Origin of the sequence: Litoribrevibacter euphylliae (assembly GCF_042646085.1) — a bacterium.
Classification (GTDB): domain Bacteria; phylum Pseudomonadota; class Gammaproteobacteria; order Pseudomonadales; family Litoribrevibacteraceae; genus Litoribrevibacter; species Litoribrevibacter euphylliae.
Map to the genome: position 1 here is coordinate 1,012,258 of NZ_JBHRSZ010000004.1, position 23,967 is coordinate 1,036,224.

39 protein-coding genes are annotated in these 23,967 nt (G+C 43.4%); 32 read left to right on the forward strand and 7 right to left on the reverse strand.

The genetic code is table 11. The annotated features are described in order from the left end of the window. Nucleotides 1-747: 747 nt before the first annotated feature. Nucleotides 748-1,329, reverse strand: coding sequence for a zeta toxin family protein (locus tag ACFOEK_RS12120; protein ID WP_386721172.1), 582 nt, complete (start codon nucleotides 1,327-1,329; stop codon nucleotides 748-750). Further along, entirely contained in the window at nucleotides 1,326-1,736 is a 411-nt protein-coding gene (locus ACFOEK_RS12125) for a TA system antitoxin ParD family protein (RefSeq protein ID WP_386721175.1), read from the reverse strand. The genes ACFOEK_RS12120 and ACFOEK_RS12125 overlap by 4 nt, the downstream gene beginning before the upstream one ends. A gap of 360 nt (nucleotides 1,737-2,096) precedes the next feature. Between ACFOEK_RS12125 and ACFOEK_RS12130 the strand changes: the two genes are divergently transcribed. Continuing rightward, the gene (locus ACFOEK_RS12130) at nucleotides 2,097-2,489 is read left to right on the forward strand and encodes a hypothetical protein (protein WP_386721178.1); all 393 of its coding nucleotides are present in this window, start codon (nucleotides 2,097-2,099) and stop codon (nucleotides 2,487-2,489) included. A gap of 204 nt (nucleotides 2,490-2,693) precedes the next feature. On the opposite strand, the gene ACFOEK_RS12135 is transcribed toward ACFOEK_RS12130, so the two are convergent. Further along, nucleotides 2,694-3,005: a hypothetical protein gene (locus ACFOEK_RS12135; RefSeq protein WP_386721181.1), complete on the reverse strand. Its 312-nt coding sequence runs from the start codon at nucleotides 3,003-3,005 to the stop codon at nucleotides 2,694-2,696. A gap of 149 nt (nucleotides 3,006-3,154) precedes the next feature. Between ACFOEK_RS12135 and ACFOEK_RS12140 the strand changes: the two genes are divergently transcribed. The 28 genes from ACFOEK_RS12140 to ACFOEK_RS12275 all read left to right on the forward strand — a co-directional run bounded on the left by ACFOEK_RS12140 (nucleotide 3,155) and on the right by ACFOEK_RS12275 (nucleotide 16,187). Next, the gene (locus ACFOEK_RS12140) at nucleotides 3,155-3,445 is read left to right on the forward strand and encodes a hypothetical protein (protein ID WP_386721184.1); all 291 of its coding nucleotides are present in this window, start codon (nucleotides 3,155-3,157) and stop codon (nucleotides 3,443-3,445) included. After that, the gene (locus tag ACFOEK_RS12145) at nucleotides 3,418-3,612 is read left to right on the forward strand and encodes a hypothetical protein (RefSeq protein WP_386721187.1); all 195 of its coding nucleotides are present in this window, start codon (nucleotides 3,418-3,420) and stop codon (nucleotides 3,610-3,612) included. Before ACFOEK_RS12140 ends, ACFOEK_RS12145 begins: the two co-directional genes overlap by 28 nt. After that, the gene (locus tag ACFOEK_RS12150; protein WP_386721190.1) at nucleotides 3,609-3,776 is read left to right on the forward strand and encodes a hypothetical protein; all 168 of its coding nucleotides are present in this window, start codon (nucleotides 3,609-3,611) and stop codon (nucleotides 3,774-3,776) included. Before ACFOEK_RS12145 ends, ACFOEK_RS12150 begins: the two co-directional genes overlap by 4 nt. After that, nucleotides 3,776-3,997 (forward strand): hypothetical protein, encoded by a 222-nt coding sequence (locus ACFOEK_RS12155; RefSeq protein ID WP_386721193.1) that lies wholly within the window; start codon nucleotides 3,776-3,778, stop codon nucleotides 3,995-3,997. The genes ACFOEK_RS12150 and ACFOEK_RS12155 overlap by 1 nt, the downstream gene beginning before the upstream one ends. Further along, a complete protein-coding gene (locus ACFOEK_RS12160) occupies nucleotides 3,984-4,388 on the forward strand; it encodes a hypothetical protein (protein ID WP_386721196.1) in 405 nt (134 codons plus the stop codon). The genes ACFOEK_RS12155 and ACFOEK_RS12160 overlap by 14 nt, the downstream gene beginning before the upstream one ends. After that, the gene (locus ACFOEK_RS12165) at nucleotides 4,385-4,627 is read left to right on the forward strand and encodes a crAss001_48 related protein (protein WP_386721199.1); all 243 of its coding nucleotides are present in this window, start codon (nucleotides 4,385-4,387) and stop codon (nucleotides 4,625-4,627) included. The genes ACFOEK_RS12160 and ACFOEK_RS12165 overlap by 4 nt, the downstream gene beginning before the upstream one ends. Continuing rightward, entirely contained in the window at nucleotides 4,624-6,567 is a 1,944-nt protein-coding gene (locus ACFOEK_RS12170; protein ID WP_386721206.1) for a rolling circle replication-associated protein, read from the forward strand. Before ACFOEK_RS12165 ends, ACFOEK_RS12170 begins: the two co-directional genes overlap by 4 nt. Continuing rightward, nucleotides 6,560-6,739 carry a hypothetical protein gene (locus ACFOEK_RS12175; protein ID WP_386721208.1) on the forward strand — a complete coding sequence of 60 codons (180 nt, stop codon included), beginning with the start codon at nucleotides 6,560-6,562 and terminating at the stop codon, nucleotides 6,737-6,739. Before ACFOEK_RS12170 ends, ACFOEK_RS12175 begins: the two co-directional genes overlap by 8 nt. Continuing rightward, on the forward strand, nucleotides 6,723-7,157 hold the full coding sequence (locus tag ACFOEK_RS12180; RefSeq protein ID WP_386721210.1) for a hypothetical protein: 435 nt from the start codon (nucleotides 6,723-6,725) through the stop codon (nucleotides 7,155-7,157). The genes ACFOEK_RS12175 and ACFOEK_RS12180 overlap by 17 nt, the downstream gene beginning before the upstream one ends. Continuing rightward, complete coding sequence (locus ACFOEK_RS12185; protein ID WP_386721213.1) at nucleotides 7,154-7,321, forward strand: hypothetical protein; 168 nt, start codon at nucleotides 7,154-7,156, stop codon at nucleotides 7,319-7,321. Before ACFOEK_RS12180 ends, ACFOEK_RS12185 begins: the two co-directional genes overlap by 4 nt. A 3-nt stretch (nucleotides 7,322-7,324) precedes the next feature. Next, nucleotides 7,325-7,819, forward strand: a complete 495-nt coding sequence (locus tag ACFOEK_RS12190) for a hypothetical protein (RefSeq protein WP_386721215.1) — start codon at nucleotides 7,325-7,327, stop codon at nucleotides 7,817-7,819. Further along, on the forward strand, nucleotides 7,773-8,447 hold the full coding sequence (locus ACFOEK_RS12195; RefSeq protein ID WP_386721218.1) for a hypothetical protein: 675 nt from the start codon (nucleotides 7,773-7,775) through the stop codon (nucleotides 8,445-8,447). The genes ACFOEK_RS12190 and ACFOEK_RS12195 overlap by 47 nt, the downstream gene beginning before the upstream one ends. Continuing rightward, entirely contained in the window at nucleotides 8,447-8,782 is a 336-nt protein-coding gene (locus ACFOEK_RS12200) for a hypothetical protein (RefSeq protein WP_386721220.1), read from the forward strand. Before ACFOEK_RS12195 ends, ACFOEK_RS12200 begins: the two co-directional genes overlap by 1 nt. A gap of 262 nt (nucleotides 8,783-9,044) precedes the next feature. Further along, nucleotides 9,045-9,860 (forward strand): major capsid protein P2, encoded by an 816-nt coding sequence (locus ACFOEK_RS12205; protein ID WP_386721223.1) that lies wholly within the window; start codon nucleotides 9,045-9,047, stop codon nucleotides 9,858-9,860. A gap of 16 nt (nucleotides 9,861-9,876) precedes the next feature. Further along, on the forward strand, nucleotides 9,877-10,191 hold the full coding sequence (locus ACFOEK_RS12210) for a hypothetical protein (protein ID WP_386721226.1): 315 nt from the start codon (nucleotides 9,877-9,879) through the stop codon (nucleotides 10,189-10,191). Between the two features lie 3 nt (nucleotides 10,192-10,194). Continuing rightward, entirely contained in the window at nucleotides 10,195-10,425 is a 231-nt protein-coding gene (locus ACFOEK_RS12215) for a hypothetical protein (RefSeq protein ID WP_386721229.1), read from the forward strand. Continuing rightward, nucleotides 10,425-10,772: a hypothetical protein gene (locus ACFOEK_RS12220; RefSeq protein ID WP_386721232.1), complete on the forward strand. Its 348-nt coding sequence runs from the start codon at nucleotides 10,425-10,427 to the stop codon at nucleotides 10,770-10,772. The genes ACFOEK_RS12215 and ACFOEK_RS12220 overlap by 1 nt, the downstream gene beginning before the upstream one ends. 2 nt (nucleotides 10,773-10,774) lie before the next feature. Then, on the forward strand, nucleotides 10,775-11,194 hold the full coding sequence (locus ACFOEK_RS12225; RefSeq protein ID WP_386721234.1) for a hypothetical protein: 420 nt from the start codon (nucleotides 10,775-10,777) through the stop codon (nucleotides 11,192-11,194). A gap of 3 nt (nucleotides 11,195-11,197) precedes the next feature. After that, nucleotides 11,198-11,788 (forward strand): hypothetical protein, encoded by a 591-nt coding sequence (locus tag ACFOEK_RS12230; RefSeq protein ID WP_386721237.1) that lies wholly within the window; start codon nucleotides 11,198-11,200, stop codon nucleotides 11,786-11,788. Continuing rightward, entirely contained in the window at nucleotides 11,789-13,597 is a 1,809-nt protein-coding gene (locus tag ACFOEK_RS12235; RefSeq protein ID WP_386721240.1) for a right-handed parallel beta-helix repeat-containing protein, read from the forward strand. Next, the gene (locus tag ACFOEK_RS12240) at nucleotides 13,579-14,058 is read left to right on the forward strand and encodes a structural protein (RefSeq protein ID WP_386721242.1); all 480 of its coding nucleotides are present in this window, start codon (nucleotides 13,579-13,581) and stop codon (nucleotides 14,056-14,058) included. Before ACFOEK_RS12235 ends, ACFOEK_RS12240 begins: the two co-directional genes overlap by 19 nt. Continuing rightward, on the forward strand, nucleotides 14,058-14,318 hold the full coding sequence (locus ACFOEK_RS12245; RefSeq protein ID WP_386721244.1) for a hypothetical protein: 261 nt from the start codon (nucleotides 14,058-14,060) through the stop codon (nucleotides 14,316-14,318). The genes ACFOEK_RS12240 and ACFOEK_RS12245 overlap by 1 nt, the downstream gene beginning before the upstream one ends. A 17-nt stretch (nucleotides 14,319-14,335) precedes the next feature. After that, complete coding sequence (locus ACFOEK_RS12250) at nucleotides 14,336-14,539, forward strand: hypothetical protein (protein WP_386721246.1); 204 nt, start codon at nucleotides 14,336-14,338, stop codon at nucleotides 14,537-14,539. Beyond that, complete coding sequence (locus ACFOEK_RS12255) at nucleotides 14,539-14,784, forward strand: hypothetical protein (protein WP_386721249.1); 246 nt, start codon at nucleotides 14,539-14,541, stop codon at nucleotides 14,782-14,784. The genes ACFOEK_RS12250 and ACFOEK_RS12255 overlap by 1 nt, the downstream gene beginning before the upstream one ends. An 89-nt stretch (nucleotides 14,785-14,873) precedes the next feature. Then, nucleotides 14,874-15,014, forward strand: coding sequence for a hypothetical protein (locus ACFOEK_RS12260; protein ID WP_386721251.1), 141 nt, complete (start codon nucleotides 14,874-14,876; stop codon nucleotides 15,012-15,014). A gap of 58 nt (nucleotides 15,015-15,072) precedes the next feature. Then, nucleotides 15,073-15,387 carry a hypothetical protein gene (locus ACFOEK_RS12265; protein WP_386721254.1) on the forward strand — a complete coding sequence of 105 codons (315 nt, stop codon included), beginning with the start codon at nucleotides 15,073-15,075 and terminating at the stop codon, nucleotides 15,385-15,387. Continuing rightward, nucleotides 15,387-15,854, forward strand: coding sequence for a hypothetical protein (locus ACFOEK_RS12270; protein WP_386721257.1), 468 nt, complete (start codon nucleotides 15,387-15,389; stop codon nucleotides 15,852-15,854). Before ACFOEK_RS12265 ends, ACFOEK_RS12270 begins: the two co-directional genes overlap by 1 nt. Before the next feature lie 75 nt (nucleotides 15,855-15,929). Then, on the forward strand, nucleotides 15,930-16,187 hold the full coding sequence (locus ACFOEK_RS12275; protein ID WP_386721259.1) for a hypothetical protein: 258 nt from the start codon (nucleotides 15,930-15,932) through the stop codon (nucleotides 16,185-16,187). A gap of 31 nt (nucleotides 16,188-16,218) precedes the next feature. Here ACFOEK_RS12275 and ACFOEK_RS12280 read toward each other — a convergent pair whose 3' ends face one another. The 4 genes from ACFOEK_RS12280 to ACFOEK_RS12295 form a co-directional block, all read right to left on the reverse strand. Beyond that, a complete protein-coding gene (locus ACFOEK_RS12280; protein ID WP_386721262.1) occupies nucleotides 16,219-16,674 on the reverse strand; it encodes a hypothetical protein in 456 nt (151 codons plus the stop codon). Nucleotides 16,675-17,035: 361 nt separating this feature from the next. Beyond that, nucleotides 17,036-17,953: an alpha/beta fold hydrolase gene (locus ACFOEK_RS12285; RefSeq protein ID WP_386721265.1), complete on the reverse strand. Its 918-nt coding sequence runs from the start codon at nucleotides 17,951-17,953 to the stop codon at nucleotides 17,036-17,038. A 13-nt stretch (nucleotides 17,954-17,966) separates the two neighbouring features. Beyond that, entirely contained in the window at nucleotides 17,967-18,824 is an 858-nt protein-coding gene (locus ACFOEK_RS12290; RefSeq protein ID WP_386721268.1) for a M24 family metallopeptidase, read from the reverse strand. Between the two features lie 48 nt (nucleotides 18,825-18,872). Next, the gene (locus ACFOEK_RS12295) at nucleotides 18,873-19,805 is read right to left on the reverse strand and encodes a metal-dependent hydrolase (RefSeq protein WP_386721271.1); all 933 of its coding nucleotides are present in this window, start codon (nucleotides 19,803-19,805) and stop codon (nucleotides 18,873-18,875) included. 230 nt (nucleotides 19,806-20,035) lie between these two features. Between ACFOEK_RS12295 and ACFOEK_RS12300 the strand changes: the two genes are divergently transcribed. The 3 genes from ACFOEK_RS12300 to ACFOEK_RS12310 all read left to right on the forward strand — a co-directional run bounded on the left by ACFOEK_RS12300 (nucleotide 20,036) and on the right by ACFOEK_RS12310 (nucleotide 23,899). Further along, complete coding sequence (locus ACFOEK_RS12300) at nucleotides 20,036-21,070, forward strand: AraC family transcriptional regulator (protein WP_386721274.1); 1,035 nt, start codon at nucleotides 20,036-20,038, stop codon at nucleotides 21,068-21,070. Nucleotides 21,071-21,238: 168 nt separating this feature from the next. Then, entirely contained in the window at nucleotides 21,239-22,900 is a 1,662-nt protein-coding gene (locus ACFOEK_RS12305; RefSeq protein WP_386721277.1) for a sensor domain-containing diguanylate cyclase, read from the forward strand. A gap of 228 nt (nucleotides 22,901-23,128) precedes the next feature. Then, nucleotides 23,129-23,899 carry a TIGR04219 family outer membrane beta-barrel protein gene (locus ACFOEK_RS12310; protein ID WP_386721280.1) on the forward strand — a complete coding sequence of 257 codons (771 nt, stop codon included), beginning with the start codon at nucleotides 23,129-23,131 and terminating at the stop codon, nucleotides 23,897-23,899. Nucleotides 23,900-23,967: the final 68 nt, after the last annotated feature.

The following is a 23,967-nucleotide window of genomic DNA, read 5'->3' on the forward strand; positions in this document are numbered from 1 at the left end:
CACCAATCTTCAGTGTGTCAGAACAAGAAGAACTTTTGCTATCAACGAGTTAATGATTAAGAAAATAAGGGCAATTAAGTAGGGCGATATTAAGAAAGACGTACGGTTTATTTGTTAAGCCTATTGCTATGCCTTGACCATGATCTTGATTCATTGATGCTGTTTTCTGACGGATACAGATTCAGTAACTAATCAATGGCAACTCTTTATAACGTTATTCTCAGGATCTACCGTCTGAACAGTAGGTTACAGACACAACAGCCAGAAGTATTCGAATCTGATCAAATCGCAGAAGTGATATGAATATTAGTAGTGGTGCCCTATGGGGGAAGCTGTATAATTTAGCTGTGAATGATGCTTTAAATTTAGGCAGTGGAAATAAGTAATGAGGCATAACTATAAGGATTAGGTAAACATGGCCGTGGTGGTATTTAAACCTTGGCGGTAGGAATAAAATGACTTAATAATAAGTATGAGATAAGTTTTCATCTTTTCTAGTTTTAGTGGTTCTTTATCTAGTAATTGCTCGGTGGTAAGAAGATGCTCACCGCTGCTTGTATTTACCCCTGACACCTATAGCAATTAGTCGGCTCATAATTGATAACAAGATCCAATGCGAAGTTCATATCAGATACCTTTCCTTCTGTTCCTTCTTTTATTGTTGAAGGTATTTTGACGGGGGTTGGGATTTCCAGAAGAAAAACACAAGAACGATGAAGAGGCTACTTAGGCTTCAGGGTGATATTTTTAATGCTGATCTGAAAGTAGTGTTGAAAGCCAGTTAGGTGCGTCACTTATTATTGATTCAATCTGGTTACCATTAACGATAGCCAATGTTTGGAATGGGTCGTTACAGCTTGAGTTATCCAGTACTCGTACTTGATCACACAGAGGAATGGCTGTTTTAACATTCTCGAGTACTCGGGGTATGCGGGATTCAATTTTGTCGTTAGGGACATTGTGCCCACCTTCGGCTACTCGCTGGGAAACCCTAGCTTTGTTGAGGCCGGAGCTTTCTACATGAATGAAGACAAGAATCACTTCATAACCAAGAGCTTTTGCCTTACCAATAAAGTCTATTTTGGAAACGTGCGAAAAGACGGTCTCAAAACAGAATGTTTTGCCTTTTAAAATCAACTTTTCCCGCATTTGTTCGGCAAGCTGTGACGCTCTATAGCTGTTTTGTTCCGGGTCATCAGGGAAAAAGTCTTTGGCGATGATATCCGCATTAACAAAAGGCATTCCCAATGGGGCAAGGAAATTATGGTAGAACGTCGATTTTCCTGCGCCATTTCCACCAGCTAATAGCCAAAGCTGTTTACGATTCATACATTCCTATCCATAGGTATAAATTGACCATTATCAAATTGGCCTATAGTGACCGTAGTTCCTTTAATTTGTTCTAAGTAGCCAGGGTAGTCCGTTGAGGCTTGGTATCGAATGTCGGACTTCGTAACACTAGCACTTAGTACTCCTTCTTTGCGCTTTCTTTCTATGGATGCAAAAACCTCATCGGGATCTATTGGCTTAGGGGGTACATCAACAACCTTTAGTGTAGAAACCCCGGCACGTAGCGACATAAGAACATCTGGATTGATAACGTGAGCAATACTACGGCCAAGTTCTGCCCAATACTCAATTTGTTCCGCTGTACTTCTATGAGATTTATATGCTTCCAAGGTAGCTGCATTCATGAGAGTTTCTTGAATTCGAACAGGTGAACTTGCTTTAGCCATAACTGTGCCTTTTGTTATATCTGATTTGCGCAGCTCTAATTGTAGCAAAATGCTACAGGAGCAACAAATTAAGGTGAGCAGAGACCACAAACACACATGATAATCGAGACTCTTAGTACCAAACTTGCAAAAGGATAGAAAAATGCATACAAATAAATAGAAACGTTCCCGCTTCACAAGAAGCTGAAAGTGGTATTAACGGTTGTAGAGTCTGGATAGATCACACTGGGGGTAGCTCCCGTTATCACTCGATGTTTGCGAAAAGCAGCATAGGTGAACTCTTTAATGAATAGGCTGTAAATAACAGCCTGCTTACTCAGCCATTGCTAGTGCTGAGTAACGATTATTAGAGGGCCATGTATGCCTGTTCAATCTGTTAAACCAATCCCTGAATCTAAGAAACATTATAAAAGTATCTCTTACGAAACCCTTTGTGCCAGTTGGCTATTAAGTGCTGGCTGGGAAGTTTTTATGCCTATGATCGATCACGGTATGAAGACTGATGTATTAATCTCTGACGGTAATAAATTTTACCGAATTCAAGTTAAGTCAGTTGAATCTTATAAAGAGGATGTACGAGTTACCTCTAGTTGGGAGCACGCAGAGATAGATTATGTAATTTACTTCTCAAGACTTTCTAACTGGGGGTTTATATGTCCACCGTTCAAAGGCTCCCGTAAATTGAATAATCGTGAGCATTTAAGGTTTCACCAGGAGTCTCGTAATTTTATCAAAGTATTTAATAACGCCTGACATGCTCTGTATTATTGTGCGCATAATATATATTATTGGCACAGTTTTTGACGAGACGGCGCTTATGTAAAAACGTTATATAACAGGTATTTATGGCGGGTTGTTAAAGTGATAGGTGTCGGAAATTTTCGCCGACTTGACAAATTGAAAACAACAAAAAAGGGGCTAAAAGCCCCTTTTTTCCGTGAAACATTTTTTAATGGCTTAGACTGCCAATTTGAACATTTTATTCTTTCCCGTTTCTAGCATATCCGCAAGTTTGATCCAGTGGCTTGCGCTGGTGCTGTCTTCTTTTTTGCTTGCTCGCTCTGCGGCCATACAAGCCAGTATGTATGCGGGTTCGTAGCCTAAAATGGCGGCCACTTTGACAGCTGATTCATCGTCAAAAGAGTGGTTACCATTCCTCCAACGTTGGGCTGTTGGAGACGTTACATCAAGGATTTTTGCCACCGAATACGCGCTGGTAAGTTCGTATGTTTCACAGATTTCTTGAAAGAATTCTTGGGTCGTTTTCATGGCGTTTACATTCCGTAACCGATAGTTATTTTTAATAGTGTGGCCAATATGTGCAAGGGTTGCAATAGATACGCAGCCTGTACACATGAACAGAGTTCGAATACGATTAGGAACATGCTTCGTATCTTATAGAAAATCAAGGGCTTCACATGGACACAGTAGCAGCACAAGAAATAAGCAGTGAAGGAAACACAGCGTTGCATGGCACTGATTCAGGTAGTTACAGACGACCACAATACGCAACAGTTTGTAAAAAAGAGGCGCATCTCTGGAATGACTTGCTGAGTCCGTATGAAAAAGCGGGACTGCTTCATCGTGCAGGTTTGGACGAGACGGGCTACATGGGAAAGTGGGAGCACTTCAACAAAGAAGCTCACGCAAAAATAAGAACAGCAATCAAGAAGGTGGCGACATGGCAACTGATCGCGGGAATCCGTTAGAGATGGGTATTGAGTTTCAAAAGCCGTCCAAAGAAATGGTAGAGATTTTGAAGCTTCGGGAACGTTTGAACTTGGCGATGGTAGCGCTGTGTTCAATGTCAGGTATTTCAATCGGCTGCACTATTTATGTTGTTCAAGTGCTTACTGGAGCGGGGCCTATCGTATGACACCTCAACAACAGGCTAATTTATTTCGCGCGTTGAAAGATGGTGAGCTGGCTTTAGAAGAACAGCTTAAGCAGCAAGTAAGCGAGAAGCGTAGACAGGAATTAAAGGCGAAGTTGCATAACTTCATTAGTGTGAAAGTTGCGTTCTTGATGGGGGCGGCGTGATGGGTATCGAGACTAAGAAGGGTTATTTAGTAAAAGTTGAGCGGGATTTCTTCTTTGAGACTTGGATAGAAGCGCAGAAGTATATCGGTGCCTTCACTAAGGGTGTTCCTGTTATTGAGGATGAGAAGGAGAAGGCTTTATATGTCGGTGAATGTAATGTCGATATTAAACATGGTGATTTTCATGTTGTTGCTAAGGATGGCAAAGATGAGCAGTCATAGCACCCATTACCCCTATCAAACGTTCCCCGCGCTACTTCAACGCGCGGGAATGTCATTTCAGGGCACGATCAACACAATGAAAGAGGAGCTTTCAGAGTTTGATAAGAAAGCTCGCATCCCTTCTGAAGCGGGCTTGATGGCTCGCGGTCGCGCTGAAGCTTACCGCGAAATTATCCGCAAGCTTGAGTGTGATCGAGATTTGATGAATCACGTTTACATTCTGTCCCAGATTTTGGAATGCGTGACGATTCAACAGGGGTTTGAGCAAGCGGGCGTCAATGTTGATTCGATGTTGAAAGACTTCTTCAAGTCGGCGCGTGATCCTATCGGTGAAAAGTTCGGTTCTCCTCAGTTTTTGGCAACGATTAAACGCATGGAGGAAGCGGCGTGAAGGATTTGATGCGAGCAAAGTTACATGAATTGATGCGAGCAAGGTTGCTTGTAGAGCGTTCCGAGCTATTGGAGAAAAACGTAAAGCTATTTGATTTTTTGCAGTCGGAGGATGTTAAGGGAATTGACGAGGAGCATGTCCGTTTGCTTTGGGAGCAATTTGATCACATGAATAAATATTCCATTGTTCTGGGCAAGCGAATTGATTTATTAACTTCTGAGATGGGTGAGGATAAATGAATCACCTGATCCCTGATCACCAAAATTTACCAACCTCGCTCGATGCGGGGTTTATTTTTGCCGATGGTATTAGTTGGGGGTCTATCGCTGGCGAATGCCAGCAAAAAGCGCCCGAAGGTGCGCGACTAGATGCGCTACGCGAAGCGGAGCGTAATAGGCTAGTCAAAAGGCCCAAAAGTCCGACAGGCACTTTTGGGGCGAAAAAAGAGGGTTCGGAGCACGAAAACAAGCCCAAAGAACGAACTGTCACAGAAATCGAGCCTGTAGATTCAAAATACGAGCGAATCCATGGGGCGGGCAAGTACACAGTTGTCCAGCATCGCGAATGGTCGGACGAATACCGTTTTTCTACCCGTGTTGAGGGCGTGGGGATCATGCCGCCACCCGCTCAAAGCGGCCAACGAATCACTGAAATGCTTTCAATGCGTGGCGCCCGCAAGATTTCCGAGTCTTGTTTTTACAACGCGACAATCAACGGTGGTTACACCACGTTTTTAACGCTGACACTTGATACTGAGGCCCGCGCACGAATCATGCCTCAGATCACCGAAGGCCCGACGACGATTCTGAAATACAGCAAGAATGGAGTGATCACGCCGCATTGCACTTGGCTGTATGAGGGCCGAGAACTGAACGATCACACAATTCAAAAAGAGCTTTCCCGTTTCCTTGATGGTGCCCAGAAAATATACCAGCGCGGGTTCATTGCTCACTACAAACGTTACGCAAAACGCTACATCGACGGGAATCCATACACACCGATTGAATTCGGGAAATTCTCAGTTAAACCGAACAAGGTGACGCGCCAAAGTACTACGGAATTGGGGCTTGAGGGCAACTGCAAAAACATACAGCCAGGTCGACCATATTCAAAATTAAACTATGACTCCGGTTATACGGTATTCAAGAAGAAGATCGAGCGCCCGTCTGTTCCAAAATATCTACGTGCTACGGCTGAGCCATCACTTGATGATATTCGTAAGAACCTAAAGCACTTAACGCAGGCCGCAAAGATCGTCACGACAGAGGAAAAGTGCAATTTCGAAGGCCCGAAAGATGGCCTCTATACGCCTGTCTATTTCAGTAACAAGCTGCATTACTGCTGGGTTGTTGAAGTGCCAAAGAATGAGCTCGGTCAGGACAACCCGCACATTCATTTGATGATGAAATGGAGTGTGCCGTTTGAGTTCTTCCCAGCTTGGGCCGCTCGTTTAGAGAAGCTTTGGGGGCAGGGCTTCGCCCATCTTGAGAAGATCAAAGAGCCAGAGAATGCAGGCGCGTACATGGCAAAGGCCGCGAACTACATGACAAAAGGCGCGGACGGTGAAGAGGATTGCGGCCAGGGCACAGTTCGTGGCAATCGCTACGGGATTAGCAAAGCAGCAAGGGCGCCGGAATGGGTAACGCTGTTTGAATCTGAACTTGGGATCATGGGCAGTCTGATCTATGACATGCACAACCACTACGAAGAGGTAAACAACGACCTGAAAGCCCAGCGTTCGACACTGGGTGAAATGTTGCAGGACTACAAAGACGCACCTGAACCGGAAAAATACCAGAAAAAGCGCATATCAATTGGTAAAGCGCTTGAGAAGGTTCGTACAAAAATCAAATCGCTACCGTTCCGAACTGGTAAATACCAGCTTCTAATCAAAGGCGTGGACGCCTTTACCGAGTTTTTCACGTGGGCCACGGCGTCATGTGAGATGCAGCCAACCAGATTCACACCACATAAACCACTTCTTAGCGCTTGGAATCCAGATAACAAACCTAGCTGTTGGTCAGTGGATCGGATCAAGAAACGCCAGCATAGACGCTGGTTTATGCCGAAGCGGCTATTTCTGCAGGATGACGAGTGGAAGAGCATCCGCGAAACCTACGACAACTATTCACCACCTGAACGAGAAAACTACTTAGGGGAGTTCTACAGCTATGCGTAGCCAATACAAAAAACTAACTGAACTGGTCAACAAGGCCAAAAGCGCAAACATGATCACAAAAGCCGCGCTCGCAATGCAGGCCACAGAATCAGCCGTTTTGCTGATCGGAAACCTAATCAAGCGCGTTGAACAACTGGAAGAGGAGTTGCAGAAAAATGGCGACACAAAATAGACCGGTGATTGGTTATATCCCTTGTTCCGAATGCGGTAGACGCGCTTCGGTTCATCAAGCGGCAAGGGGAAAAGGGCGATTCTTGTATACCCGTTGTGATGAATGCGGATGTGATCAGAGAACCGGAAAAGCGGTTCAAACTCGGTTGTATTACGGCATGGAACGGGTTGTTGATGATGTTGAAATTAAACGACCTGCGAACGTACCGGAAGAACAACCAGAGAACCTAGAGAGTTCTAAGGTTCCAGCGGTTTTAGAAGAACCAGAAACACAACCGGATGAACCGGAATTAGAACCGGAAACAACCGAGCCACCACAACCGAAAAAAGAACCTAAAGGTGCTGGCATGGCAACGGCGGCGATTTTGGGTGTTGGCCTTGGTTTCTGTCTCAAGATTTTCACAGGGGGTGCTATATGACCGAGAAGATTCTAGAGGTTGGGGAGGATGGTGTAGCAGAGGCTAAAGACCAACGCGCACCACAAAAACAAATCAAGCTATCAACGGTGGGAACTGAGGCTGTAGCAGTAGTTGTTGGTCTTGGACTGTTGTATTCGATGTATAACAAACCTAAAAGGTATTAAAAAATGGAAGAAGCACTACAAGAGCAACAAGAAGCACTCAACGAAAACGCATTGAATAATTTGTCTTTGCTTGAGGGTGAAGTATCGGACGAACCTGAACTATTCGATCCAGAGGAAGCATTCAAAACCGATGATGCACAGCAAGCAGAGGCAGACGCCGAAGAAGCAGCAGCAAAAGCAGGTGCAGCCATGGCGGTGGGATTTGCTGATACTCTGCTAAGAATGCGTTACCCGTTTGTTGTGATTCCTGCTGAACAAAAGGGACAGGTACAGGAAAAGGTTGCGGCTGTGATTTCAAAACACGGCGGTGGGTTGCCTGAGTGGTTGCAACCGTATTCAGAAGAAATTGAACTGGGTATGACCTTAGCCGCAACGGGCTTCGGTATCTATCTACAGGTTCAAGCGCACAACCAAGCCAACCAACCACAACCGGATGAACCTAAAGGGGGTAATGATGCGAGTTCAACCAGTGAACCCGAATACACAATGGGCGAATGAACACACGCTTTACCTAGCCGCTTCGGGTGGGGGTAAATCACAGGTTTGCAATCAGAACAAAGCGATTCCCGCCAATGCGCGGGTAATCCTTTGGGATCCGACTGACGACCACAAAGGCCACCACTTTAAAGACAAGGCTAAATTTGTCCGGGCGTTGATCAAAGGGATTGCTTCGGGTAAAGGCTTTCGTATTGCTTTCAATGGTGTTGCTACTGTTGAAAACTTTGAATGGTGGTGCGAAGTCGTCTGGGGGTGTTTGGATGGAAATGTTAGAACATACGCCATAGCCGAAGAACTAAGCCAAGTGTGTGTCAGTGCTGGCAAAGCAACACCCAATGCAGCCGTTTTGCTCAACCAAGGCCGTAAATATGGCCTTGTTTTTCATGGAACAAGCCAGAAGCCGCAAGAAATATCAAAGACTTACTACGACCAATGCGAGTTTAAATACGTTGGTCGCCAAAAAGGTTTAGCAATGCGTAAAAAAATGGCGCTTGAAATTGGGGTTACGCCGGAACAGGTCGGAGCGTTACAACCTTTACAGTTCTATTTTGATGATGGAACGGCTGACGATCCAGAATTGATTACAGTGAAATACAAGAAAGTAACCGGAATAAAACAGGTGGCGTGATGACTCCGAGAATTGATGAAAGGTATTACTTAGCAGATTTTAAAATTGTGGATGAGAATCAAGTTTGCTACGAAATTCAAGCTACAAGAGCGGCAAGTTCGAGAGAGCCGTATTCTAACGCCTTGCATGTTGTTAAGTACGGCGAAATACGGGTTAGGTACAACAAAGCGACTGGTAAGATGAAGTTGCTGGGTGAGTATAAGGGGTTAGGGTTAACCCTTAGAGATGAGCTGGAAATAACACGATTTGTAGAGCTAAATCAGAATATTACGGTTGATGGGTTACGTTATAAAACATCAAAAGGCTATTCATTCAACACAAGAAAAGGGGCGTAAAGCCCTTTTTTTCGTTAATTTGAACCTATAGGTTCTCCCTCATTTTTCACTATTGACCGTTTCGGTTGTTCCTATCCATAAATCACACCTATCGAAAGACAAAAACAGATTAAACAAACCGATAGGTAATGTAATGAACAAAAAAACAGTAATGATGGTTGCGACTACTGCAGTAATCGCAGGTGTGACAGTCGCTCTGCTGAACCGTCACGCAAAAACACGCGCCATTCTTAACGGCTCAGGCCAATAAGGGGGCTTTCTAATGTCAATTCGACAAATCATCAAGAAAGCCAACTCCTTTACTGGTGTTGCTAACGATAGCCAAGCAACGTTAAAAATCGACGGTGGCCCTACCATTGACGAGATCATTATCGACACTAACGGCACTATAACGGACTCAAGCAAGATTAAGCTTGTATCGTTGGTGCTCAATGGTGAAGAGATCGTCCGTGCAACGGGTGCTCAGCTTAAAATGCTTGAGAACTACAAGAAGCTTTCGGCTGATAATGACAAGTTCGTTATTCCGTTCTCTGACATCACCGCAAACACCTTGGAAGGTCAACAGATTACGGGGCTTGTCACGTTCCCGCATGATAACGTCATTCTCAATGTTGAGTTGGGAGATATCTCACCAGCAGCGCCTCAGATTAAAGCACATTTAAAAGTGTCGCCTTCAACGCCTGTGCGTACCTTCTTGCCAATGATTCGTCAGATTACGTTCACGCCAGACGCTACGGGTGAAAACGATTTCACAACCCTTCTTCGTGGGCCAGCGTATCGCCGTATTCATTTGAAAGGTGATGTTGCTGGTATGCGTATCGTCAAAGACGGTATTGAGTACATGAACACCACGAAAGGCGTTAACGATCTGTTGTTGCGTAGAAGCGGGCTAACTCCTCAGTCTGGTTATTTCCACATTGATTTTATCAAGTCTCACTGGAACAAGGTGGATATGTTCCGAACGGACGATGTTGTTGAATCATTGGCGATTAAGCCAGATGTAAACACTGTCGCTGCAATGACCATGTTGGTTGAGTCGTTGACGATGTTTAAGACGCCTGAAAAACGTCTTGTGTAGGCCGGAGGGATAACCAATGGCAGGAACAGAAACTCAAGAAGATCAGAACTTTGCATGGGATAGTCTGTGGAGCGGACTTACCAACGTTACTGTTGCTGGTTTAGGTGTGATGCAGGCTCAAGCTCAGGCTGAGCCCGCCCCTGTTTCCAAAGCTACGGCTGTAACCGCTGTTTCGGAAGCAACGCCCGTTGTCGCACAGGTGGGCCAGAACAACAACGGCACGACAGTTATTCAACCAACCACTTCGGGACTCATGGGGAATAAAACCTTGTTGATCGGTGGTGGTGTGGCGGTTGGCGCGCTGGTGCTCGTCTTGGCGCTGAGGAAGTAACGCATGATTCCAGGTTTACCACCGGGTGCAATGCCAAGTGCCACTAACGGCAGTGGTACACAGTCAATCAGTGGCGGTGAAGCCAAAAGTGGCAACGGCGACTTTTCAGGCGGTCACGCTGGCACGTTCAGCGGGCCAACGCTTAACAAATCAACAAACGGTCTTGATTGGAAGATGCTTGCCGCCATTGGCGGTGTGGCATTGATGGGCCTAATTATTTGGAAGAAAGTTTGATGCAAGCTCGGCAGCTAACTTGGTCTGATGCGGTCGCTCAGAAACTAGCAATCGCTATGGGTGACGATCAGGCACTTTTTGAACGAGAAGTTCAGGCCGGAATTAGCCATGTTTGGGAATTGCTCGGTGGTGATCTGTTAATGATCTGCCGCGCTGAGGGTGACGAACTGGTCGTTTGCTGCTTGCAAGGTAAGAACGTGACAGAAGGTGGGCCGCTCATTATTGAAAATGCGCGCCGATGCGGATTCAAGTCTGTCCGATTTCACACTAAGCACGACAAATTAGGTGAGCTGGGTAAAACACTCGGCTTTAAGAAAGTAGAAACCATTTACGGTCTGGAATTGTAGTTATGGGCGGCGGTAGCTCGAAGAGCAAGCAAAGTACAACAACGACGAATAACGTTGATAACCGGGTCTTTGACTTTGGTGAAGGCGTTAACGGCGCGGTCAATATGATTGACGTAAAGCATTCCAGTGGCGTCAACATCACCGCAACGGATCACGGGGCCATTGATGCCGCCGCCAATATTGCAAATCGTGCGTTTGATTTTGGGGTTGAGTCGTTATCTGAGACGAATCAACTTGTGAGCAATACGGTTGATCGTCAAATGAGTTCTAACGCCCAACAACTTGCGACCATTTCAGACTTGGCAAAGTCCATCAAATTAAATGGACAGACAGACGTGGCAGACAGTATGCAAAACGTTGTGTTTGCTTTAACGGCTGGGGCCGTGGCTATCGTTGTTGCTGCAATGGTTAAAAAGGGATAGGGCATGGAACAGGCAAAACTAGGAATGAAAGACTTTGTTCTTACCTTAACCGCAGGTGTTGAACAGTTGGTTGATTGGCGAGGTAACGCATTCCACATTTTTGAAGCTGATACTGATGTAACTCTAAATTTCAACGAATCCGGCGAGCGTATCAAGCGTAAAGCGGGTCAGGGTGGTAATGCGACACGAGAGTATGATCGAGTCATTATTACAAGCGCTGTTGATCAACAAATCCGTATCTCATTGGGTTACGGCGGCGTAAACGACAACACAGCTCAAGTCACCGGCAACGTAACCGCAAGCTGGGCTGCTTCAAACAACTCAAAAGTCACCGGTGATGTTGTTATCCCACCGGAAACGGCCGCGCAGGTAATTGGAGCAAATGTTAATCGTCAATCCTTAGCGATTATGTCCAATGAAGACAATCTTTCATCTGTTCGCCTCGGTACAGATAACACAGTTAACGGCTCGTCTGGTCTGCCGATTCAGATCGGCGCTACTGCATCTATGAACGCCAAGAACGCATTCTGGGTGTACAACCCGCACACTACTGAATCCGTCACTATCCACGTTTTAGAAACAGAGATCATCTAAATGTCGTTCATCCAAATCAGCCAACCCGCCCATAATCCACGTAAAAGCGTGACGGTGTTTTCGTCTGTGGATGACATGAAGAAAGCGCCGTTAAAGATTGATCAGGTTGTGAAAACGGGGTCGGGTAATGAATATTTAATCTCTTCGGATTCTGTGGGTGCTCGGCATCAACTTGATAATGGATTGTATGCTCACTGGGTTTTGAATGATGATTTAGAAGCTCTAAAGCTCCCGTTTACTGTGGATATTTTAGATAACACAACTGATCCTGATTTAGTTCGTACTCGACATTACGACAATAATAAAGTTAAGGGGTCAGGTGCAGAATTTCGAAGAGTAGCGATAGCTGGTGAACCTAGTACTTACGACGAAACAAGCGGAATTTATTTTAATTCTAACGGTGTGGGTTACGAGTACAACGAAGAGGATATAAATGCGGTTCACTTTGGTGTAGTGCCGAATAACAATGGCATTGATGATACTCAAGCCATTAAACGAGTGCTTTCATACGTTAAAGCGGGTGATGAAGTTTCATTTAAAGGGGATTTTGTATTTAGTGAGCAATTAGATTTACCTTCAATAAAAATAACTGGCCCAGCAAAATTCAAAGCTACAGAAGATCTAGCATTGGTTAGTTTAAGTAGTGACTCTGAATTAGAAGGTATTGATTTTGATTTCACAGATACGACAGATGCACAGCTATTAGGCGAAAATGTAAAGAATATCACCTTGGAGAAGGTTCGTTGTTATGGTTCTGAAGACAACGGGTTTTACTTTCGGAGTTGTTCTGATGTCACATTGAAAAAGTGTGATGCTTTTGACAATGAAGGAATAGGGTTTAATTTTTCGACACAAACTGGATTGAAAACTGAAAATATCACATTAGAAGATTGTGAAGCTTGGAGCAATCTTAATGGTGGCATAGAAGTTGGTGGTCAAGGTGCTAATACAAGCACTGGTGTCGTACAAAACCTTGCAAATAACATCACATTAAAAGGGTGTAGAACGTTTGGTAATGGTAATCCTATCGGCCGTAGTGGTATTGGGATTCCTAACGCAAAGAAAGTCACTCTTGATACGTGCTTTTCATTTGATAACAGAGAGCATGGATTTAGTTTTCAAGAATGTAATGACGTAACAATTACTAATTGCCATGGTTATGAAAATGATCATGGTGGCATAGCATTTCAGTCGGGTTATGACCCACACAACCCTTGTAAAGATATTAATGTTTCTACAAGTATCTTTAGAGATAACAAGGCGGGTGCTTATTTCAAAGAAATTAACGAAGACATATTCCTGCTTAATTGTCAGTTCTTAAATAACACTGATTATTCTGTTCGCTTTCAAGATATTGGTTCATCAGGCTTAAAATCTGATCGTATTGTATTTAGCGCATGTAAATTCACATCCAATCCAGTTAATTCAAATGGTTCAACTCGTGTTAGTTACGATCCTGTAACCAACATGCTTTCGAACCTACCGTTAAGAACAAATCAACTTACTAATCAAGATATAGCTGAAGAGCTAACAATTAACACAAATGGTGATTTGTTAACCATGCCTGAAATGTTCTATATCACAACAGCATCAGGGACGGACATATCTAGAACGGCGTTATCACAGGCGGCAAAGGGTAGAAGAATTTACATTCAAAATAGCACGGGCCAAGACGTGCGAATTAGACACAACAACGGAGGGGCTGGGTTTGCTTCTTTCTACAACAAGTCATTATCGGCAATAACCCTAGCAGACAAAGAAATATCTGAATACATAGCAGATGGTGAAGCATGGATTCAAAAGGTTTAACCCTAGCCCTTTTAGCACTACTTGCACTGACACTCGCCGGAGGCACATACATGACAGTCAGACAGCCGCGTGGCATTCGCAACAACAACCCGGGCAACATCGAAAACAACGGCATTCCGTGGAATGGCCTTAGCTCAGAACAAACAGACTCACGCTTTTACCAGTTCGTGAGCCCAGAATATGGCATTCGAGCTATGGCCCGAATCCTAAATAACTATCAGGTTAAACACGGGCTGAACACGGTTCGTGCTCTGATTAACCGTTGGGCGCCACCGTTTGAGAACAAAACCGATAGCTACGCCGAACACGTAGCACACGCGGCGGGGCTTGATCCTGATCAGCCAATAGATGTTAGCCAACACTTGGCAGACATCATTCCAGTCATGATCAAACACGAAAACGGCCAGCAACCGTATTCACAAAGCACTATCAACACTGGCATTCAAATGGCGTTCGCGTAATGGCACAGGCAACACTATTCACAGACAAACAATTGATCGGGCTAGGTGTGGCGGCGGCAGTAGTAGGGGGCTTAGTCATCTGGCAAGCGTCCAAAGCTGCGAAAGCTGCGGCGGAATTCACGGAAGAAGTCATCACAGAAGACCTCAACCCTGTGTCTGACCAGAATCTGGCCTACAGCGGTGTGAATGGTGTCGGTGCTGCACTTACTGGCGATGAAGACTTCAAGTTAGGGCGTTGGCTCTACGAAAAACTCAATTAAAACAGGAAGCATGAACCATGTGTAAAGCAGGAAAAGCAGTAATCAACAGACTAAAAGAACCATCAACAATGGCAGGCTTGGCAATCATCGGCACCGTCTTTGGTGTTCCGGCAGAAGCGACAACCGCCGTAGTTGGTTTGGTTGATCCAATCTGGCAGGCAGTAACGGCAGGCGCGGCGGCACTGGCAGTATGTATGCCAGAAAAAACGCAGGCTAAATAATGCTAGATAAGAGTCAGGTTGCAGGTCATGGACTAACCGCGCTAATCGTTCTCGGTGGCGCGTCTATGAACATGCAGCCTGATCACGACTACAAACTGATTCGTCAGGACATCAATGAAATCAAAGACTCTGTTCAGCAACTAAGCGAAGGGTTCCAAGGTTTCAAAGAGCAAGTGAACGGGCGGATCAACCTTGTTAACTATCGACTACAAAAGGTAGAAGACTATGAAAAAATCAGTCAGTAAGAAGACAGCCACCAAAGGTAAAGGCAAGCTAAAGAAAGGTTATCGCTACGCCAAAGGCGGCCGAATCGTCAAAGCGAAGAAGAAATAACATGTTATCTCATGATGTTATCTTATCCTTTGGTGGTGGAATGTTGTTTGGGGATCTTATCTATCCGGGGGTTGGAACTGTTCTCGGTGGGGTGATTGGCGCTTGGGCAGGATATGAACAATATAGAAAAGGCACCGACTGAGGTGCTTTTTTTTGCGCTCTCACTTGAATAGAATTGGAGTAAATAAAAGGGAGCATTTATGAAGTTATATGTCACGGATATTGAAGGTAGGAAACACTACCTTAAAACAATAGCTAAAAGCAGGGGTGAGCTATATCGTCAGCTTGGAGGAAGTAATTTTCAGGTTGGAGGCGTGATCTACAACATAAACCAAGTCAAGGCCGAAAAGGACACGGATCAAACCAGTTTAGGGGCTGTAATTGGTGGTGCAGTTGGCGCATTTGCTGGAATACCGGGTTTCTTAGCTGGTGCAGCAATAGGTGGTGCATTAGGTTATCAGGATGATAAGAAAGAGATAGAACAGGTCAATCTCTTTAATACGGAGATTCTCTAATGAAAGTTGAGCAAACTAGCAGAGGGATTGCTTTAATTGCATTGGCTTCAATATTTCTTGTTTTAGCTTCTAATTCTTCAGATATTGCAAATTATCTTAGATCAGGGATTGAGATGAAGAGGATTTATATGGGGATTTGGTGCATAGTCTCAGCCTTGGTTATTTGGCATCACGTAATATGTTCACGAGACATTGATTACGACATACTAATTGATATGGTTTTTAATATCTTTACACTGAGTGTTGCAGCACAATCATCGATAATGCTGTTCAAGGGTGTCGTACTTCAGACAATGTATGATGAAAAATATTTTCTCAACTTTGATCAGCTGGATTTGGCTTGCTTATTTGTCGTTTCTTTAATTCTTATTCTCTATACATTGAGAAAAATGTATAGGTATATGATCGAGGCACTAAGGTTTGGTAGATCGGAAGATATGACAGTAGAACAAGTAAAAGCACCCTAGAACAAGTAAAAGCACCCTAAGCGGTGCTTTTTTTATGTCTGGAAAGTAAAATTGAGAAAAATAGGAGAGCAGAGCATGGCCAACTGGCGACAGATGATAAATCAAGAAGCAGCAAAACACGGAGACTCATTAGACGGGTTTGTCTGTACTCTCCCGAACGAGGAATTATGGGTGAATTTTGATGATAGTTATGGTGGTGATAATGGTAAGCCGTTTGTAGCGTGGTCAAACGGGCGTGTTTATTTTCCTGTTAATTATGATGGATTAGACACAGTAGAAAGTGTCCCAAGACATCCATGTGAGACGGTTCCGAGGCATATCTGTGGTGGATGATAAAAGCACCGGTTAAGGTGCTTTTGATAAATTAGCCTATTTTCCTATTCGGCAGCTCAACAACCTTGCCAGCGCCATAATTGCTCAACAAATCACGCAAGTGACTGTTTTCTTCCTTAATCTTCCTCAACTCAACTTTGTACGATTCTGCGATACTCATATAAAACGTGTATTGCTCGATCTCAGTAGGATGCAGACGCTTACCGAACGGCGTTTCTAGAAGTCCGTCTTTAATCCTGAAACCAGCCCAATCATTCGTAAACTGATCCAAACGACCGCAGCAATTCAGAGCAATAACAAAAAGCTCATTATCAGAAAAGCTATCGTCCTTGAGTCGTTCATTCAGTGTGCGTGTAGAAATGCCTAAGGCATTGGCCAGATCATCAAGCGAAACGGTTTGAATCATTCGTCCACGTTTCTTATCCAGCCATTCGATATCAATCAGATTTCCATTAAAGCGGCAGTAGTGTCTCTTCGTGATTTTCATTTTTATTATTCCTTTTCTTGTTAAATCCGTGCTTTTAGAGCTTTTTATTTAGACTTATTAGCTCTAAGGGTGGTTCTTATTAAGTTCAATAAGAAATAACTTGATAGTTTTTAGCTATTGAATTGTTCAACAATTGTTCAATTAAAAGCTTTCAAGCGCCTAATGATAACAAGAAACTATAATGTATGCGCATAATATATATTATGTTAAATTGTATTTGTTGTGGAAATATTACTATACCTAGGGCTGACCAGCCCTCTATTCCGAAATGTGTAATGTATGGAAATTAGTTTTGTACTGAGTTCTTTTCCGACTTTTATTATTAAGTTATGAAGAAAAAGAACTCAGTCCGAAAGATTGATTAAGCTACTTTGTTTTTCTCTGGTTTAGCTTTTTGTGTGTTATGTACAAACTGCTCGACGAGATGATTGAACTCTTCTTTATGACTATGGTGTGCCCAGTGCTTTCCTTGAATGGATTGTCGAGTTAGGTCGACTACATACTCGTCATAGAATTCAAAAAGCTGATCAGAAATGAATTTATCTTCTTTTGGAATGATCAACTGTACTGGCGTGGTGATGCTTTTCGGGCTTGGCATACTTGGTGGGTTCAACGGATTTTGCCGATACAAATTGATTGGGTTAAGGCAAATCTTTTCGATGTCTTCCTGAGTGGCATCCAAATATTTGTCATTGGCTGCGACCCCGTTCTTTTTAAGTACCGTTTTCCAGATTGTTTTGCCCATAGTTTTGAATATGGTTTCTGGTAATACCGGAATGTTAAATAAGTACACGTACCAGGAAAATACCCCTTGCTTCAATGCGCTAGCCATTCTTCCAGGTTCTAACGACAGAAGGTTTCTTCGTGCCCAATCTAACATTAGTGTTAAATGTGGGCCGGACATGCTGGTGTATGAGAGCACTCTTCGGGCGTAGTAGGCTTCTGAAATAAATGACCAACCAATGACAGATCCCCAGTCATGCCCAACAAGATGTACCTTACCTTCTTTACCTACGACTTCATTGATAACGGCTTCGATGTCGGCCAGCATGTTATTCATTCGATACGCGGTTCGTTGAGCTGACCAGGTGGAGTTGCCAACGCCTCGCATATCGAAGGTCACAACCTGGAAACGTTTTTTTAACGTATCAACCTGATGGCTCCAGGTTTTATGGCAGTCAGGATAGCCATGTAAAAAGAGAATCGTTGGGTGTTTTGCGTCGCCATGCACTTGTACATATAACTCAATATCATAACTTGTTACTGTTAATTCTTTCATTAAGCCCCCTTCTCTATGCTGCCACTGTCTTCAGAGATGCCGTGTTAATTTTAGTCAAATGAGGAACGTTATCGTCCAGCCAATAGGCGGTTTCATCTGTTATTACTAAAATCTCTTCCCATTTGGCGCCCACTTGACCGTCTTGGCTTGCCAGGTGCGGTTCAATTGCCCAGGTTCCAGGTAAAGGTGGATGATCAGACTCTTTTAGGTCGTTCCATAAGGGGGATGATGGTTGGCGAAATAAACCTTTCACTAACCCTGGAACCAGCCATTGCAGTTGTCGACTGCTGAATCCGAATAAAGATAAGTTGTCGTAAATACTTTGATGGGTCTTGGTTACTCGATGCCCAAGTACACGTCTGGGGTAAACTTGATGGGCATTACGGAATCCTGCATCAGAGATTATTTCATCCACATCAAAATAGATTTGCTGAAAGGTCTTCTCTGCGAGTGTTGCTTTAAGAATGTATTCGCGTATTTCTATTAGAGTTGCTTGGATTTTCTCCAAAACCGGATTTGGTTTCCCGAATGATAAGGCATAACCAATGTCTGCGGTATAACCACCTACTGTAGGCGCTACATCCAATATAACAGGCATTCCTTTTTCCAGTTTTCGGTTGGTTGGGAAGAAATGGAAGTCTGACCAAAAGCCGGTAAACGCTGTTCTATCTCCAAACCAGGCAAACGGTTTATGAAGGTAGCTGTCGACACCGCGTTCATCCAGATAGTTCTTAATTAATTGCGCTGCCTCTTTCTCCGTCATACCTTCAGTTAACTGCTTTTCTACAACTTGTACAGATTCGTATGCTAATGCTTGTACATCTTTGAAACGATCAAGTTCGTGTTGATTAAAGTCGTCTATCTTTTGCATATGTTATCTCCTATGTCGAATCACGTTGTTGGCGATTGTTTTTTCTTTTTAAGCAAATGCTTCAGCTCTTTGAGCTGCTGGAGATTGCGCCAGATAATCAAGTGCCTGTTGAGTATCGGCTTCTGTTGCTGGGTTGTAATTCGGGGACAAATAACGAGCAGATTGAACTGCCAGCCAGCTAAAGGAAGGTAAACTGCCCTTCTTGGCTTTTTGGCTCCACTCGCTCCAGAAAGAACGACTAATCAGACGACTTTTCCGTTTCTTTATGACGGGATCTTGTTTCATTAAGTGGGATGCGCCCATCGTCCAAAGCCCCATTAAACCTGTAAAAATAAGAGCCATTTGTGGGGCGCGGCCTACGTAGTTTCCACCCATGTATTTGTAGACATCAAAAGCCACATTGCGATGTTCAATTTCTTCCGCTGCGTGCCAGCGTAGAATGTCTAATACGGTTTCATCTGCGTCTTTTAAATCCCAGTTTTCGTTTTCTAGGGCGTATTTACCAAGCACACATGTAAAGTGTTCAATGGCTGCAATTAGACCAAGCCTCAGAACCAACCAGCGCTTTTCCAGAGATTTAGGAAGCTTGCGCCCAAATGGCGTGTCACTCAGTGGCTGTTCAAAAATCCACTCTACCTTTTTCACAAATGCTTCTGTATCAAGGCCGTGAGCTTCTAGGTATTCGGCCAGACCTGCACTGTGCGCTCTTGCATGCATGGCTTCCTGTTTAATAAAGCCTTTTACGTCTTCTCTAAGCTGTTCATCTTCGATGTAAGGAAGTGCCTTGTTATAGAGGCGACAAAAAAAGAACTCTCCAGCTGGCAAGATTGTATGAATAACACTGATGAAATGACTGCTGTAGGGATCGTCGGGAATCCAATGCAAAGGCGTCTGTGAATAATCGAACGAAACCTTGCGCTGTACTAATGGGATGTCTGTTTTAGAATGCGTCTTAGCAATGGTTGAATCAGTAACACTCATACCACACCTCACTTCTGTTAGATGAATCGTTACATGGAAAGAAAAATCCTGATGCTTATGCAGGGATAAGAGTCCGGATTGTTCCTATTTTCATGTAAACATCAGGTGTCAGCAGGTCAGTTTTTGCCAAGAAACTATCATTTTCGGACAGTATCCCTGTCGTTATAAATGACCGAAGAATCAATACTCTATAATTTACATATTTCTATGTGCCATAGTATTATGTAGAGATGTTTAGATTTGGCCCGAACGATAAAGTCTTTGATTTCAGGTACTTCCCGCAGCTGATAAAAACAGCAATGGACGAAGGTGCAGAGCTTTCCGAGATCCTGTTAGGAACTCAGATTCCTGAATCCGCTCTGGGTGCAGAAGACTACAAAGTAAGTGTGAGTCAATTAGAGGTTCTGGTTGGCAACATCAACCAGCTTTGTCGTCCTTTGCTGATCATGGAGTATGGCGCTCAACTGAATCTTAGTGCCTTTGGTATTGTTGGTTACGCTGCTTTAAGTAGCCCAACGGCACGAGATGCGTTACGTATTGCCAATCAATACATGCCAATTGTATTGCCGCTTTTGGATATTCAGGTTGAGGAAAAAGCCGACTTTGCAGCCATTAAGCTTGAACTCACCTACCCCATTTCGACGAATGCCGGGAAGGCGTTGTTAGAAGCGTCTCTAGCTAGCTTATATACCATGGCTCAGTTTGTGTTATTGGATAAAATGCCTAAGGTGCGGCTTGAAGTTAAACATAAACTTGAGCCTTATCACTTGGCATTTTCAGAAATGATGGACGCAGACATCATTGGGGAATGCCCTCATAATCAGATTTTTATTCCATCCGATGTACTGAACCTCCCCCTGCCTTTAGCCAATCAAGTCTCATTCAACATGAGCATCAAACAGTGCGATGAATTAATGGAGCAACTCCCGACACTTGATCGAAGCCTTACTTCGGGCATTCAGCGTCGATTGCTGCATCATCATGGGGAAACTCAAATGACACAGGAAGAAATCGCCAAAGAATTGTTTATCAGCGTCAGAACGCTACACCGCTTGTTAAAGCGAGAAGGTTCCAGCTTTCGTGACATTGCGAACGAGACTCTTACGTTAAAAGCCAAATATCTTCTTGAGGAAGACAAATTCAGTATTAGTCAGATAGCTCAAGAATTGGGCTATACCGATGCTGCCAACTTTACTCGGGCATTTAGGAATTACACTGGTGCAACACCGACTGAGTATCGTAAGAAGATCTTATCCTCTTCATAAATATCTTATCGAACGTTGGCATTTGGTACCCCTACGATAACCTCATCATGAAATTCGACCTGGAACTAGGCCTTTTCTTCTAACTTCCTTGCTAATCTTCACTGCATGTCAGAACGTCTATACTTGAACACTATTAAGTAAATATTCATTTGGTCGGGATAATCCCCAATGAAGCTTAAGCATTTACTCATAGTTGTCTTTGTTATTCTTGCGGCTATTCCACTGTTTATTGGTTTACAGTTTTTAAATCAGTATACCGGTGAGCATCACAGAAAGTTATTTGAAGAGCATATCTCCTCCCTCTCTCTTGTCGCAAAACAACGAATTGTTTCAGTGGTTGATCGAATTAAAGACAATACGGCGCTAATTTCGAGTCGCACCCAAATGAGAATCAGTTTGGCTAAGTGGAATGAGACAGGAGCCGAAGAGCACAGGAGTAAACTAACAAAGATCATTAATGATGCTAAATTCGGTCTTAGTCACCTTAAGGATATTCAAGTATTTAATCTTAGAGGTCAGCTTGTCACCACGACGCCTACTCATCAGGTTATACCTTCACTTGATTTAGCAAAATTGAACCAGAATAACATCTCGCTTGAAATGGAAAACGATACCTTGGTAATCGTAAATGTTTCCCCTCTTTCTCTTAATCATGAAATTATTGGTTATCTGAAGGTAGCTTTTTTTGCCAATGTCATAACGAACTTAGTGAGGGACAGAAACGGTCTCAGACAGACCGGGGAATGGTTAATTGCGGTGCGAGATGAAGTTGGGGATGCGCTTTTTGTTGTACCGCTTAAGTACGACCATAAAGCGGCATTTAAGCGGAAGATTGATCGTAATCGGCTTGATATTCCTATTATTCAGGCGCTTTTGGGCAATGAGATCGTCATGAGTTACGCGCCGGATTACACGGGTACCCCTGTTTTAGCGTCTACTCGTTATATCAAAGAGCAGGATTGGGGGATTGTTGCAAAGATAAACGAAGAAGAAGTGAATCAAATGGTTCATGAGAACGCTTTCTTCATTTACGTTGCAGAGTTGGTCATCATTTTACTCTCGGTATTTGTTGGGGTTGTGCTCTCTGTGTACATTTCAAGCCCTATTGAAAGACTCAAAAAGCACATTGATGTCGTTGCTAAGGGGTCGTTCGAACACCCACCATTTACTGGTGGATGGCATGAAGTAAAAGAATTGACGACACATTTTAGTTATATGATTCAGGCGCTGAAAGATCTAAATGAAAATCTACAAACTAAAGTGGATTTAAGAACCAAAGAACTGGTAGATGCGAATAAAAAACTTGAGCAGTTAATCGTCAGAGACCCCCTAACCCATCTCTATAATTGCCGTTATTTACAAGAACGGCTTATAGAGGAAATCCAAAGAGCTCAACGATATAACACGCCTCTGGCTTGTATTCTGATTGATATTGATAATTTTAAATCCATTAATAAAGCCTGGGGTCATGAGGTGGGTGATGATGTCTTAATACGATTAGCGAACTTACTGAAAGAGGCTGTCAGGGAAACAGACACGCTTGCGCGTTTAGCTGGCCAAAGGTTTTGTATCGTCTTATCGGTATGCAGTGAGGAATCTGCCAGAAACTTTCTTGAACGCTTGCGTACAGACATTTCTGAGTTAGAGTTTGTATCAGCAAATCAGAGCTTTCACATAACATGCAGTATAGGCCTAGCACTGATGAGTGATACTGCGAAAGATGCTGAGTCAATGATAAGCGCTGCGGAGAAAGCTCTGTATTACGCCAAAGATGCTGGCCGTAATCGGGTGGTAAGCTACAGTGACCTATCTACCTCATCCAACAAGTAGTATTTCACTGTGGTTGTCTAATAACACTGCTTCAATAATATCGGTGAATTTATTCTTATTCATGATTTTATTGTTCTTTCCTCTTAGTTATGTACTTTTTAACTAAGAATAAACGCTCTTCATATTTCTATATGAAACAAATAGATACAATTAAAAGTTAAGTTGGATTACAAAGAAGACGATATAGCGTCTAGAATATTAAAAAAATACAAACAAGCGAGATAAAAAATGACCACTAAAGGACTTCTTATTAAGGGCCTACTGGCTTCATCTTTGGCAGTTTCTTCTACATTTGTTCAAGCAGACGTTTTAGGTGTTCATGGGCGTGTTGGTGTGTGGGGTATGGATTATTCTGGTGACTATACAGACACAGACAGCGGTGGCACCCTTGTAGATATTGAAGATGATCTAGGGTTCGATGGTGAAACAATTGGTTTTGCTGAGGTTGCTTTTGAACATCCCATCCCTCTGCTTCCAAATGTTAAGTTGGCTTACCTAAGTATTGATACCAATGAAGATAATACGCTATCTGAAACCATCACCTTTGATGGAACAACTTTCGTAGCGAATACTGATATTACTACCGACTTCGAAACCAAAATGTACGATTTCACCATGTACTACGAGTTGTTGGATAACTGGGTGCAAGCTGACGTAGGTTTAACGGTTCGTTATTTGGATATTGATCTCGCTGTAGAAGACAGTACAGGCACAGTTGATTCTAATGTAGGTTTTGAGACACCAATTCCCTTGTTGTACGCAAATGCTCAGTTTGATTTACCACTAACGAATGTTTACGCCAATGTGAATGTCAACGGTTTGTCTATTGACGATGTAACAACCTACGATGCACAAGCAGCTATTGGCTGGATGCCATTGGAATTTATTGGCGGTGAACTTGGTTATCGTCACTTTGTGATCGACGCAGATGATCTTGACGATTATGAGTTTGATATAACACTTTCCGGTCCATACTTGGCGCTTAAAGCAGATTTCTAAGTGGCCAAGATTTATTTACTATCTGAATCAGAAAAGCCCCAGGTTGGGGCTTTTTTATTGGGTGACAC

Coding starts and splice junctions, on each gene's coding strand:
- ACFOEK_RS12230 (WP_386721237.1), top strand. CDS start 11,198: ATGGAACAGGCAAAACTAGGAATGAAAGACTTTGTTCTTACCTTAACC.
- ACFOEK_RS12270 (WP_386721257.1), top strand. CDS start 15,387: ATGAAAGTTGAGCAAACTAGCAGAGGGATTGCTTTAATTGCATTGGCT.
- ACFOEK_RS12140 (WP_386721184.1), top strand. CDS start 3,155: ATGGACACAGTAGCAGCACAAGAAATAAGCAGTGAAGGAAACACAGCG.
- ACFOEK_RS12195 (WP_386721218.1), top strand. CDS start 7,773: ATGATGCGAGTTCAACCAGTGAACCCGAATACACAATGGGCGAATGAA.
- ACFOEK_RS12235 (WP_386721240.1), top strand. CDS start 11,789: ATGTCGTTCATCCAAATCAGCCAACCCGCCCATAATCCACGTAAAAGC.
- ACFOEK_RS12285 (WP_386721265.1), bottom strand. CDS start 17,953: ATGAAAGAATTAACAGTAACAAGTTATGATATTGAGTTATATGTACAA.
- ACFOEK_RS12120 (WP_386721172.1), bottom strand. CDS start 1,329: ATGAATCGTAAACAGCTTTGGCTATTAGCTGGTGGAAATGGCGCAGGA.
- ACFOEK_RS12200 (WP_386721220.1), top strand. CDS start 8,447: ATGACTCCGAGAATTGATGAAAGGTATTACTTAGCAGATTTTAAAATT.
- ACFOEK_RS12310 (WP_386721280.1), top strand. CDS start 23,129: ATGACCACTAAAGGACTTCTTATTAAGGGCCTACTGGCTTCATCTTTG.
- ACFOEK_RS12155 (WP_386721193.1), top strand. CDS start 3,776: ATGGGTATCGAGACTAAGAAGGGTTATTTAGTAAAAGTTGAGCGGGAT.
- ACFOEK_RS12145 (WP_386721187.1), top strand. CDS start 3,418: ATGGCAACTGATCGCGGGAATCCGTTAGAGATGGGTATTGAGTTTCAA.
- ACFOEK_RS12210 (WP_386721226.1), top strand. CDS start 9,877: ATGGCAGGAACAGAAACTCAAGAAGATCAGAACTTTGCATGGGATAGT.
- ACFOEK_RS12240 (WP_386721242.1), top strand. CDS start 13,579: ATGGATTCAAAAGGTTTAACCCTAGCCCTTTTAGCACTACTTGCACTG.
- ACFOEK_RS12220 (WP_386721232.1), top strand. CDS start 10,425: ATGCAAGCTCGGCAGCTAACTTGGTCTGATGCGGTCGCTCAGAAACTA.
- ACFOEK_RS12180 (WP_386721210.1), top strand. CDS start 6,723: ATGGCGACACAAAATAGACCGGTGATTGGTTATATCCCTTGTTCCGAA.
- ACFOEK_RS12225 (WP_386721234.1), top strand. CDS start 10,775: ATGGGCGGCGGTAGCTCGAAGAGCAAGCAAAGTACAACAACGACGAAT.
- ACFOEK_RS12300 (WP_386721274.1), top strand. CDS start 20,036: ATGTTTAGATTTGGCCCGAACGATAAAGTCTTTGATTTCAGGTACTTC.
- ACFOEK_RS12125 (WP_386721175.1), bottom strand. CDS start 1,736: ATGGCTAAAGCAAGTTCACCTGTTCGAATTCAAGAAACTCTCATGAAT.
- ACFOEK_RS12290 (WP_386721268.1), bottom strand. CDS start 18,824: ATGCAAAAGATAGACGACTTTAATCAACACGAACTTGATCGTTTCAAA.
- ACFOEK_RS12255 (WP_386721249.1), top strand. CDS start 14,539: ATGCTAGATAAGAGTCAGGTTGCAGGTCATGGACTAACCGCGCTAATC.
- ACFOEK_RS12135 (WP_386721181.1), bottom strand. CDS start 3,005: ATGAAAACGACCCAAGAATTCTTTCAAGAAATCTGTGAAACATACGAA.
- ACFOEK_RS12185 (WP_386721213.1), top strand. CDS start 7,154: ATGACCGAGAAGATTCTAGAGGTTGGGGAGGATGGTGTAGCAGAGGCT.
- ACFOEK_RS12205 (WP_386721223.1), top strand. CDS start 9,045: ATGTCAATTCGACAAATCATCAAGAAAGCCAACTCCTTTACTGGTGTT.
- ACFOEK_RS12280 (WP_386721262.1), bottom strand. CDS start 16,674: ATGAAAATCACGAAGAGACACTACTGCCGCTTTAATGGAAATCTGATT.
- ACFOEK_RS12275 (WP_386721259.1), top strand. CDS start 15,930: ATGGCCAACTGGCGACAGATGATAAATCAAGAAGCAGCAAAACACGGA.
- ACFOEK_RS12245 (WP_386721244.1), top strand. CDS start 14,058: ATGGCACAGGCAACACTATTCACAGACAAACAATTGATCGGGCTAGGT.
- ACFOEK_RS12265 (WP_386721254.1), top strand. CDS start 15,073: ATGAAGTTATATGTCACGGATATTGAAGGTAGGAAACACTACCTTAAA.
- ACFOEK_RS12190 (WP_386721215.1), top strand. CDS start 7,325: ATGGAAGAAGCACTACAAGAGCAACAAGAAGCACTCAACGAAAACGCA.
- ACFOEK_RS12175 (WP_386721208.1), top strand. CDS start 6,560: ATGCGTAGCCAATACAAAAAACTAACTGAACTGGTCAACAAGGCCAAA.
- ACFOEK_RS12215 (WP_386721229.1), top strand. CDS start 10,195: ATGATTCCAGGTTTACCACCGGGTGCAATGCCAAGTGCCACTAACGGC.
- ACFOEK_RS12170 (WP_386721206.1), top strand. CDS start 4,624: ATGAATCACCTGATCCCTGATCACCAAAATTTACCAACCTCGCTCGAT.
- ACFOEK_RS12150 (WP_386721190.1), top strand. CDS start 3,609: ATGACACCTCAACAACAGGCTAATTTATTTCGCGCGTTGAAAGATGGT.
- ACFOEK_RS12295 (WP_386721271.1), bottom strand. CDS start 19,805: ATGAGTGTTACTGATTCAACCATTGCTAAGACGCATTCTAAAACAGAC.
- ACFOEK_RS12160 (WP_386721196.1), top strand. CDS start 3,984: ATGAGCAGTCATAGCACCCATTACCCCTATCAAACGTTCCCCGCGCTA.
- ACFOEK_RS12305 (WP_386721277.1), top strand. CDS start 21,239: ATGAAGCTTAAGCATTTACTCATAGTTGTCTTTGTTATTCTTGCGGCT.
- ACFOEK_RS12260 (WP_386721251.1), top strand. CDS start 14,874: ATGTTATCTCATGATGTTATCTTATCCTTTGGTGGTGGAATGTTGTTT.
- ACFOEK_RS12130 (WP_386721178.1), top strand. CDS start 2,097: ATGCCTGTTCAATCTGTTAAACCAATCCCTGAATCTAAGAAACATTAT.
- ACFOEK_RS12250 (WP_386721246.1), top strand. CDS start 14,336: ATGTGTAAAGCAGGAAAAGCAGTAATCAACAGACTAAAAGAACCATCA.